The sequence below is a fragment of the Streptomyces sp. NPDC015532 genome, assembly GCF_043078065.1.
Lineage (GTDB): Bacteria > Actinomycetota > Actinomycetes > Streptomycetales > Streptomycetaceae > Streptomyces.
The window spans coordinates 258,964-265,637 of record NZ_JBIBSY010000015.1 but is presented as its reverse complement, the minus strand read 5'-3'; the positions used below and the strand labels follow the sequence as shown (position 1 = coordinate 265,637).

Below are 6,674 nucleotides of genomic sequence, written 5' to 3'. Positions count from 1 at the left end.
GGGGGGGGGGGGGCGGGGCGGGGCCCGGGGGGGGCCGGGGGGGTCCGGGCCCCCCCCGGCGGGCCCCCCCGCGGGGGGGGGCCCCCCCCCGCGGGGGGGGGGGGGCGGCGCCCCGCGCGGGGGAGCCCCGTCGGGGCGTGCCGGGTGTGCGAGGATCGAACGCATGGGAACGGGTGGCGGACGGCGGGTCGGCAGGCCTCGGGCCGCGCAGCGGCCGGACAGCGGGCTGACGCCGCGCGCCGAACTGCTGGACGCCGCCGCCGAGTTGTTCACGACGCGGGGATACGCGGCGACCACCACCCGTGCGGTGGCCGAGCGGGCGGGGATGCGTCAGGCGTCCATGTACCACTACGTCACCGGCAAGGAGGAGCTGCTCGCCGAGCTCCTGGAGTCCACGGTCACTCCTTCCCTGGCGTACGCCCGTGAGCTCCTCGCCGACGACGCGGCGCCCGCGGAGGGCCGGTTGTGGCAGCTGTGCCGCGCCGACGTGGAGGTGCTCTGCGGGGGGCCGCACAACCTCGGCGGCCTCTACCTGCTGCCCGAGGTGCGCACCGAACGCTTCGCCGGCTTCCACGCCGTGCGGGCCGAACTCAAGGACACCTACCGTCAGTTGCTGGCCGCCACGGTGGCCGGCGGCGCGCTCGCCAAGAGTGAGCTCGATCTGCGGACGGATCTGCTGTTCGGGCTGATCGAGGGCGTCATCCTCGTGCACCGCTCCGATCCGCAGCGCCCGGTGTCGGCCTTCGCCGAGGCCACGGCGGACGCGGCGCTGCGCATCGCCGGGGTCTGACCCCTCGCTCCGCTTTCCTCCCGTTGTTCGTACGCCCGTACGCCATTACGGAGTGTGTGCGCATGGGGGCGCAGCGTGCAAATGGGGCTGAGGGTACTCCAGTCTTATGGGCGGTTTCAGGTGCTTGCTGAATATGACACAGCGTTGATCCGGTCGGACTAAGCTCGCCCGCAGCGCACCGAGTTGGGATGTATTCGTGCGCTTGTTCCCAAAAGTTCCGAAGATCTGGTTTGACCCGTGCCGATCTGTTCCGTTTCCCCCACAAACCTCCCCCACCCCCAGTCGACTTGTCTCAGAGGGCATACATGGTGAGTGTTCAATCGCCTCCCGGTGACAGTGAACTTCCCTACGCGCGCGTGCTGTTGCTGCCGGCCGTACTCATGGCGGTGGCGACCGGCGCCGCCGTCGCCGCCGTGACGGAGCAGGCCAAGGGTGCGGTGGCCCTGTGCGGCGGCTTCGCCACGCTGCTGGTCATCGCGATCGGCGGCGAAGCCGTCCGCCGCGGTCGCGTCGCCCGTGAACTGCGGGCCGACTTCGCGCGCCGCGCCGCCTCCCTGGAACAGCGCGTCGCCGCGCACGATCAGGAGATCGTGCGCTTCACCCGGGAGGTCCTGCCGTACGCGATCGACCGGCTGCACGACGGGGACTCCCCCTCGGAGGTCGTTCGCACCCTGGGCCGCGACACCCCGGACTTCCAGGAGATCGCCAAGTCCCAGAAGGACCTGCTGAAGAAGCTGCTCAAGATCATCGACGCCGAGGAGTCGATGCGCGACGCGGCACAGCGCTCCTTCGTCAACATCGCCCGGCGCGTCCAGGCCATCGTCCACCAGCAGAACAACGAACTCCGCGAGATGGAGGAGGACCACGGGCGCAACCCCGAGGTCTTCGACGACCTGCTGCGCATCGACCACGGCACCGCGCTGATCGGCCGGCTCGCCGACTCCATCGCCGTGCTCGGCGGCGGCCGTCCCGGACGCCAATGGCCCGAACCCGTACCGCTGTTCAGCGTCCTGCGCGGCGCGATGTCCCGCATCCTGGAGTACCGGCGCATCGAGCTGCACAACATCGTCGACATCGCCGTCAACGGCGTCTCCGTCGAACCGCTCATCCACGCCCTCGCCGAGCTCCTGGACAACGCCACCCGGTACTCACCGCCCCACACCAAGGTGCACGTCACCGCGATCGAGGTGCAGACCGGCATCGCCATCGAGATCGAGGACGGCGGCGTCAGCCTCAGCGACGAGGCCCGCGGCAAGATCGAGGAGCTGCTCCGGCTGGCCGCGGCGGGCGTCGACCCGAACATCATGGGCCAGGCGCCCCGGCTCGGCATGGCCGTCGTCGGACGACTCGCGCAGATGTACAGCATGCAGATCTCGCTGCGGCAGTCCGCGTACGGCGGCGTCCGCGCCGTCCTCGTCGCACCGCGTGACATGCTCACCACCGACTTCGCCCCCGGTCTCGCGCACGGCGTCGGAGCCACCTCCGTGGCCGGCATCGACAACGGCGGCGTCGAGGGCCCCGCGCGCAAGCCCAAGAAGCGCAAGCCCACCACCGGCCCCCGCATCCCCTCGTCGAGCGGCGACCCCCGCGAGGACGACGTCCCGGTCGTCACGGAATGGACGCCGGGCGGCCTCCCGCAGCGCCGCAGCCGGATGAAGGTCCCGCTCAGCCGGCGGTACGCCGAGGCGCGTGCCGAGCAGGAGGCCGCCGAGGCCGCCGCCTCGTGGAAGCCCGAGCCCGTGCCGCAGGAGAAGGAGCCCGAACCCGGTCTGTGGGTCGAGGCGTTCATGAACGGGCTCAAAGGCGACCCGGACCCGACCGCGTTCAGCACGGACAACCAGCCGGCCCCTGCCGAGGCCGACGACGAGGGGGACCGCACGTGATTCAGCAGCGAGCCAACTTCGACTGGATGCTCAAGGAACTCGCCGACGGAGTACCGGGTATCCAGCAGATCGTGGTGCTCTCGGCCGACGGACTGCGCATCGCCCGCTACGGCGGCGACCCCGACGCGGCCGACCGCGTCGCGGCGGCCTGCGCGGGCCTGCAGAGCCTGGCCGGGGCCGTCGCGGGCGAGATCCCCAAGAGCGACGGCCGGATGCGGATGGTCATCATCGAGATCAACGGCGGCTACTTCTACCTGATGTCGGCGGGACCCAACGCCTACCTCGCCGTGCTCGCCAACCAGACCGCCGAACCCGGCCTGATGAGCAACCGCATGCGCGACCTCGTCGTACGGATCGGAGCCCATCTCACCAGTCCGCCGCGCCGCAACGGGCAGACCGTATGACTCCTCCACAACGCCGACGGCGCCAACCCGGGGAGCGGCCCCCGGACCCTCCCGCGCCGCCCACCCCCCTCGCGGGCCCGGACGGCCCCGAGGGAGAGGAGGGCCAGGGCAAACCGAAGAACCCGGAGCGCCTGTACGTGCTCACGGGCGGCGGTGAGGGCGGCGACCGGGCCGAGGTCGACCTGGTCACGCTGGTCGTCGCCCGTGCCCTCCCGCCGCCGCCCGCCACCCAGCCCGAGCAGTCGGCGCTGCTGCGGCTGTGCAGGACCCCCCTGTCCGTGGCTGAGATCTCGGCCTATCTCAGTCTGCCGTTCAGCGTGGTGACCGTCCTGCTCACCGAGCTGCTGGCGGCCGAACTGGTCCAGGCGCGCGCCCCGATCGTCCGTCAGGCGCTCCCCGACCGTTCCCTCCTCGAAGCGGTGATGCATGGACTTCAAAAGCTCTGACACCGTCACGGGCCCTCGCGCCGAGGACCACCTCCCGCACACCGCGCAGGCCGCGGTGAAGATCGTGATCGTGGGCGGCTTCGGCGTCGGCAAGACGACCATGGTGGGCTCCGTCAGCGAGATCAGGCCGCTGACGACCGAGGAGACCATGACACAGGCCGGCATCGGGGTCGACGACAACTACGGGTCCGAGACCAAGACCGCCACCACGGTGGCCATGGACTTCGGCCGGATCTCGATCACCGAGCAACTGGTGCTCTACCTGTTCGGCACACCGGGCCAGGAGCGCTTCTGGTTCCTGTGGAACGGCCTGTTCGAGGGAGCGCTCGGCGCGGTCGTCCTGATCGACACCCGCCGTCTGGAAGTCAGCTTCGACGTGATCGGACGCCTGGAGGAGCGCGGTGTTCCCTTCGTCGTCGCGGTCAACGACTTCCCCGACGCGCCCCGGTACCCGGTCGAGGACCTGCGGGCCGCGCTCGACCTCGCCGAGGAGATCCCGATCGTGCGGTGCGACGCCCGCCGCAGGGCGTCGAGCCGGGACACCTTGATGACCCTCATGCGATTCCTGCATTCCCTGGCGATGACCTCGGCGCACAGCTGAACGCCGTACCGTGAAGACGGCATCCGTACGCCAACTGCCCATCCACAGAACGTATTTGAGCTTCGGAGCGATCATTGTGACGACCGAATCCCATTCCCCCACCGGTACGGAAGAACCCGCGTTCGGCCCCCCGCCGGGCTGCCCAGCCCACCGCGCCGGCCCCGGTGACCCTCCGGGCGGACTGCGCCGCCTGTACGGGCCCGAAGCGGAGGACCTGGGCGCGCTGTACGAGAAGCTGCGGGCCGAACACGGCGCCGTCGCACCCGTGTTGCTGCACAACGACGTACCCGTCTGGGTGGTCCTCGGCCATGCCGAGAACCTGCACATGGTCAGCACCCCCGCGCACTACACCCGCGACAGCCGGCTGTGGACCGCCGTCCGGGACGGCACGGCCGGAGCGGACCATCCGCTCGCCCCCCACATCGCCTGGCAGCCCATCTGCTCCCACGCCGAGGGCGACGAACACCTCAGACTGCGCGGCGCCGTCACCGGCGCCATGTCGACCATCGACTTCCGCAGCCTGCGGCGCTACATCAACCGCGCCACACAGCGCCTGGTCAACGCGTTCTGCCCGCTCGGCACGGCCGATCTGGTCGGACAGTTCGCCGAGCATCTGCCGATGTCCGTGCTCTGCGAGATCATCGGCATGCCCGAGGACTACAACGACCGCATGGTGCACGCCACCCGTGACCTGCTCAAGGGCACCGAGACGGCCATCGCCAGCAACGAGTACGTCATGAGCGTGCTGACCCAGCACACCCTGCGGCGCCGCGCCGAGCCCGAGGACGACTTCACCAGCCACCTCATCAACCACCCGGCCCGGCTCACCGACGACGAGGTGGCCCAGCACCTGCGGCTCGTCCTGCTCGCCGCCTACGAAGCCACCGCCAACCTCATCGCCAACGTACTGCGCATGCTGCTCACCGACCCGCGGTTCCGCGCCCAGCTCAACGGCGGCCAGATGACCGTGCCCGAGGCGGTCGAGCAGTCCCTGTGGAACGAGCCGCCGTTCAGCGCCGTCCTCGGCTACTTCGCCAAGCAGGAGACGGAGCTGGGCGGTCAGCGCATCCGCAAGGGCGACGGACTGCTCTTCGGGATCGCGCCCGGCAACGTCGACCCCCGGATCCGTCCCGACCTGGCCGCGAGCATGCAGGGCAACCGCTCCCACCTCGCCTTCGGCGGCGGCCCCCACGAGTGCCCGGGCCAGGACATCGGCCGTGCCATCGCCGATGTCGGCGTCGACGCCCTGCTGTTGCGGCTGCCGGACGTCGAACTCGACTGCGAAGAGAGCGATTTGCGCTGGCGCAGCACCATGTCCTCGCGCCACCTCGTCGATCTGCCCGTGCGCTTCGAGCCCAAGCCGACACAGGACGTCACACAACGGCCGTCCGTACGCGCGCTGCCCGCCCAGCGGTCCCACTGGCAGGTGACCACCGACAGCACGGCACCGGCCGCACCCGCACCGCAGCCGACGGCCCCCGAGCCCGTCCCGGCCACCCCCGGGCCCGCCGGCCGGCTCGGCGCCTGGCAGCGGCTCCTGCGCTGGTGGCGCGGCTACTGACCCCGGGCGCCCGCACCCGCGGCACGGGCTACCGAACCCCGGCGCCCGGGGCCGACCAGGTGTCGTACGAGGTCCACGCCTCCAGCGTCCGTCCACTGGCGAACCGGTGGGCCCGGCCGGTGACCGGATCGGTGAACTCCAGCGTCCGCGCGAGCAGTTGCAGCGGACGCCGGAAGTCACCGGCCGGCACCGGTCCGGTCACCACCGGGTACAGCGGGTCGCCGAGGATGGGCACGCCCAACGCGCTCATGTGGACCCGGAGCTGATGGGTCTGCCCGGTGCGAGGAGTCAGCCGGTAGCGCCCCAGCCCGTCCCGGTGCTCCACCAGGTCGATCCCGCTGACCGCGTTCGGCTCGCCCGCCACCTCCCGGGCGGCCATCACCCCGCGCTCCTTGAGGATGCGGCTGCTGACCGTGCGCGGCAGAGCGAGACCGCGTTCGTACGGCGCCACGGCCTCGTACTCCTTGGCGATCAGCCGGTCGCGGAACAGCGACTGGTACGCGCCGCGCTCCCCGGGCCGTACGGTGAAGAGCACGAGCCCCGCCGTCAGCCGGTCGAGGCGGTGCGCCGCGCCCAGCTCCGGCAGGTCCAGCTCCCGGCGCAGCCGGGCCAGAGCCGTCTCGGCGACGTGGCTGCCGCGCGGCGTCGTCGCCAGGAAGTGCGGCTTGTCGGCGACGACGATGTGCTCGTCCCGGTACACCACGTCGAGCGGGAACGGCACCGGCTCCTCGTGGGGCAGCTCCCGGTGGAACCACAGGAACATCCCCGGCGCGTAGGCGGCTTCGGCGGTCAGCGGCTGTCCGTCCGCGCCGACGATCAGCCCCTCGCCGATCATCGTGTCGATGACGCCGTCGCCGGCCGCGAGCCGCTCCACCAGGTACGCCCGCGCCGTGGCCCAGCTCCCCTCCCGCGGCAGTCTGATCCGCACGGGGTCGACCCCGTGGCGCTGCGGGAGGGGAGCGGGCGGGATCCGGGGCTTGCGTCTCACC

General features: G+C 71.5%; 7 protein-coding genes. 6 read left to right on the top strand and 1 reads right to left on the bottom strand.

Going from position 1 to position 6,674, the window contains the following annotated elements; genetic code table 11:
- Nucleotides 1–163 precede the first annotated feature (163 nt).
- The 6 genes from ACF07B_RS34635 (at nt 164) to ACF07B_RS34610 (ending at nt 5,685) form a co-directional block, all read left to right on the top strand.
- Complete coding sequence (locus ACF07B_RS34635) at nt 164–790, top strand: TetR/AcrR family transcriptional regulator (protein WP_392181838.1); 627 nt, start codon at nt 164–166, stop codon at nt 788–790.
- Between the two features lie 305 nt (nt 791–1,095).
- Nucleotides 1,096–2,673, top strand: coding sequence for a sensor histidine kinase (locus ACF07B_RS34630; RefSeq protein ID WP_369484758.1), 1,578 nt, complete (start codon nt 1,096–1,098; stop codon nt 2,671–2,673).
- Nucleotides 2,670–3,077, top strand: coding sequence for a roadblock/LC7 domain-containing protein (locus ACF07B_RS34625; protein WP_326788791.1), 408 nt, complete (start codon nt 2,670–2,672; stop codon nt 3,075–3,077). Before ACF07B_RS34630 ends, ACF07B_RS34625 begins: the two co-directional genes overlap by 4 nt.
- Nucleotides 3,074–3,523, top strand: a complete 450-nt coding sequence (locus ACF07B_RS34620; protein WP_369484757.1) for a DUF742 domain-containing protein — start codon at nt 3,074–3,076, stop codon at nt 3,521–3,523. The genes ACF07B_RS34625 and ACF07B_RS34620 overlap by 4 nt, the downstream gene beginning before the upstream one ends.
- Nucleotides 3,504–4,124 carry an ATP/GTP-binding protein gene (locus ACF07B_RS34615; protein WP_362406658.1) on the top strand — a complete coding sequence of 207 codons (621 nt, stop codon included), beginning with the start codon at nt 3,504–3,506 and terminating at the stop codon, nt 4,122–4,124. Before ACF07B_RS34620 ends, ACF07B_RS34615 begins: the two co-directional genes overlap by 20 nt.
- Before the next feature lie 76 nt (nt 4,125–4,200).
- On the top strand, nt 4,201–5,685 hold the full coding sequence (locus ACF07B_RS34610) for a cytochrome P450 (RefSeq protein WP_369484756.1): 1,485 nt from the start codon (nt 4,201–4,203) through the stop codon (nt 5,683–5,685).
- A gap of 28 nt (nt 5,686–5,713) precedes the next feature.
- On the opposite strand, the gene ACF07B_RS34605 is transcribed toward ACF07B_RS34610, so the two are convergent.
- Nucleotides 5,714–6,673, bottom strand: a complete 960-nt coding sequence (locus ACF07B_RS34605; RefSeq protein WP_392181837.1) for an RluA family pseudouridine synthase — start codon at nt 6,671–6,673, stop codon at nt 5,714–5,716.
- Between the last annotated feature and the right edge of the window lies 1 nt (nt 6,674).